At 67.7% G+C, this 2,741-nt stretch carries 2 protein-coding genes; one reads left to right on the top strand and one right to left on the bottom strand.

The window, feature by feature from the left end:
- Positions 1-268 (top strand): ABC transporter substrate-binding protein (locus VGV06_14205; protein ID HEV2056303.1); only part of this gene is annotated, 268 nt, incomplete at its 5' end.
- 27 nt (positions 269-295) lie between these two features.
- Here VGV06_14205 and VGV06_14200 read toward each other — a convergent pair.
- A partial coding sequence (locus tag VGV06_14200; protein HEV2056302.1) for an efflux RND transporter permease subunit occupies positions 296-2,741 on the bottom strand: 2,446 nt, incomplete at its 5' end.

Raw genomic sequence — 2,741 nt, 5'->3', positions numbered from 1 at the left:
CCTGCTGGTAGCGGGACAGGTGGAAGCGCTCGCCGGGTTGAGGCAGGCGCTCATCGCGCCCGCCGCGAAGCTGCCCGGATCGCGCATCCTCGATGGCCAGTTCATGGCGGTCCAGCAGGCCATGGGCGTCCCGAAGGGACGTGACGCCGGCGTGACGTATCTTCGCGGCTTCGTCGAGGAGGCAAAGGCCTCGGGGCTGGTCGCCCAGGCGATCCACAAGACCGGCGCCGTCGGCGTGTCGGTCGCGCCCAAAGCCCCGGTCCAGTAGCTCTTCGTTCCCCTTCCCGGCCGCGGGCTACTTGCCCGCGGCGCCCGAGGAGGGCAGCTGCAACGCTCCCGGCCCCGCCGGGCGCATCCGCCGCCACAGATCCCGCCAGCCGCCCACGCGCTCGCGCAGGCTCTCGAGCTGGAGATAGATCACGGGCGTGATGTAGAGCGTCAGGAGCTGGGAGAGGATGAGCCCGCCCACCACCGAGAGGCCCAGCGTCCGCCGGGCGTCGCTGCCCGCCCCGACGCCGACCGCGATCGGCAGCGTCGCCATGAGCGCCGCCATCGTCGTCATCATGATCGGGCGGAAGCGGAGGAGACATCCCTGGAAGATCGCCTCGCGGGGGGATTTGCCCTCGCGCTGGGCGACGATCGCGAAGTCGATCATCATGATGGCGTTTTTCTTCACGATGCCGACCAGCATGATGATGCCGACGAAGCCGTAGAGGTTCAGCTCCTCGTGGAAGATGAGGAGCGTCAGGAGCGCCCCCATCGCCGCAGACGGCAGGCCGGAAAGGATCGTCAGCGGGTGGATGAAGCTCTCGTAGAGGATGCCCAGGATCAGGTAAATGACCAGCACGGCCGCCAGCAGGAGGAGCCCCAGGCCCTTGACCGAGGCCTGGAAGGCCTGCGCCGTGCCCTGGAAGGTCGTCGTCAGCGTCGCCGGCAGGCGGAGCCCACCCTCGAGCCCGCGGATCTCAGCGACGGCGTCGCCCAGCGGCACGCCGGGCTTGAGGTTGAAGGAGATCGTCACGGCCGGCAGCTGGCCCAGGTGGTTGACCGTGAGCGGGCCCACGGAGCGCGTGAGCTTGGCGACGGCGCTGAGCGGCACGAGCTTGCCCGAAGTCGACCGGATGTAGAGCATGCCGAGCGCGTCGGGGTCGTCCTTGAACCGGGGCAGGAGCTCCATCATCACCCAGTACTGGTTGGTCGGCGTGTAGATCGTGGAGACCTGGGGCGCGCCGTAGGCGTTGTTGAGCGCGGCCTCGATCTGCGAGGCGGTAACGCCCATCGCCGAGGCGCGGTCGCGGTCGATCTCGACCAGCACCTGCGGGCTCGTCACCTGCAGGTCCGAGTTGACGTCGAGGAAGCCCGGCAGCCCGCGGACCTTGTCGAGGAGCACCGGCGCCCACTTGTAGAGGTCGGCCGCGTCGGCGTCCTGGAGCGTGTACTGGTAGGCGGCCTTGGTCAGGTTGCCGCCGATCCGTATCGTCGGCAGCTTCTGCGGGTACACGGTGAAACCGGGGATGCCGGTGAGCTTGGCGCGCAGCTCCTGGATGATCTCGTCCACGCCGGGCCGCTCCGCGCGCGGCTTGAGGCGGATGAAGAACCGCCCCGTGTTCGGCACGACGCTCGTGTTGCTGGCCCCGATCGACGACATGAAGGAGGAGACGTACGGCTGCTTCAACACGATGGCGGCGGCTTCCCGCTGGTGCGCCATCATGCTGTCGAAGGAGATATCCTGCGCGCCTTCCGTGAAGGCGAAGATCTGCCCCGTGTCCTCGTCGGGGATGAAGCCCTTCGGGACGCCATTGAAAGACGTCCACGGGATGCCCACGAAGAGCAACGCCGTCCCCGCGATCGTCGCCACGAAGACGCCGACCGTCGCCTGCGGGTGGCGGAGCACCGCCTCCAGCGTCCACCGGTAGGTGGTGAGCATGCCGTCGAAGACGCGCTCGGAGGCGCGGTAGATCCTTCCGTGCGAGGCGGCCGGCGGCTTAAGAAAGCGGCTGCAGAGCATCGGCGTCGGCGTCAGCGACACGACGCCCGAGACCAGAACCGCGATGGCGATGACGGAGGCGAACTCGTGGAGCAGGCGGCCGACCACGCCGCCCATGAAGAGCACCGGGATGAACACGGCCGCCAGCGACAGCGTCATCGAGATGATGGTGAAGCCGATCTCGCGCGCGCCCAGGAGCGCCGCCTGCATGCGGGCCATCCCATGCTCCATGTGCCGGACGATGTTCTCGAGCACCACGATGGCGTCGTCCACGACGAACCCCACGCACAGCGTCAGCGCCATGAGCGAGAGGTTGTCGATCGTGTAGCCGAGCGCGTACATGCCGGCAAAGGTGCCGATGATGGACATCGGCAGGGCCAGGCTCGGGATGATCGTCGCCGAGACGTTTCGCAGGAAGAGGAAGATCACCAACACCACGAGCGCGATCGCCAGCAGGAGCGTGAACTGGACCTCGCCGACCGAGGCGCGGATGGACACCGAGCGGTCGTAGAGGATGTTGAGGTTGATGGAGGCCGGCAGCTGGGCCTGGAAGCTCGGGAGGATCTTCTTGATCGAGTCCACCACCTCGATGGTATTGGTACCGGGCTGGCGCTGGATGGCCAGGATGACCGAGCGCTCGTCGTTGTACCAGGACGCGACCTTGTCGGTCTGAACGCTGTCGAGCACAGCGCCGAGCTGCTCCAGCCTGATCGGCGAGCCGTTCCGGTATGCGACGATGAGCGGCCGGTAGGCG

Source organism: Candidatus Methylomirabilota bacterium (assembly GCA_035936835.1).
Classification (GTDB): Bacteria; Methylomirabilota; Methylomirabilia; order Rokubacteriales; family CSP1-6; genus AR37.
This window is presented reverse-complemented; position numbering and strand designations above follow the sequence as displayed.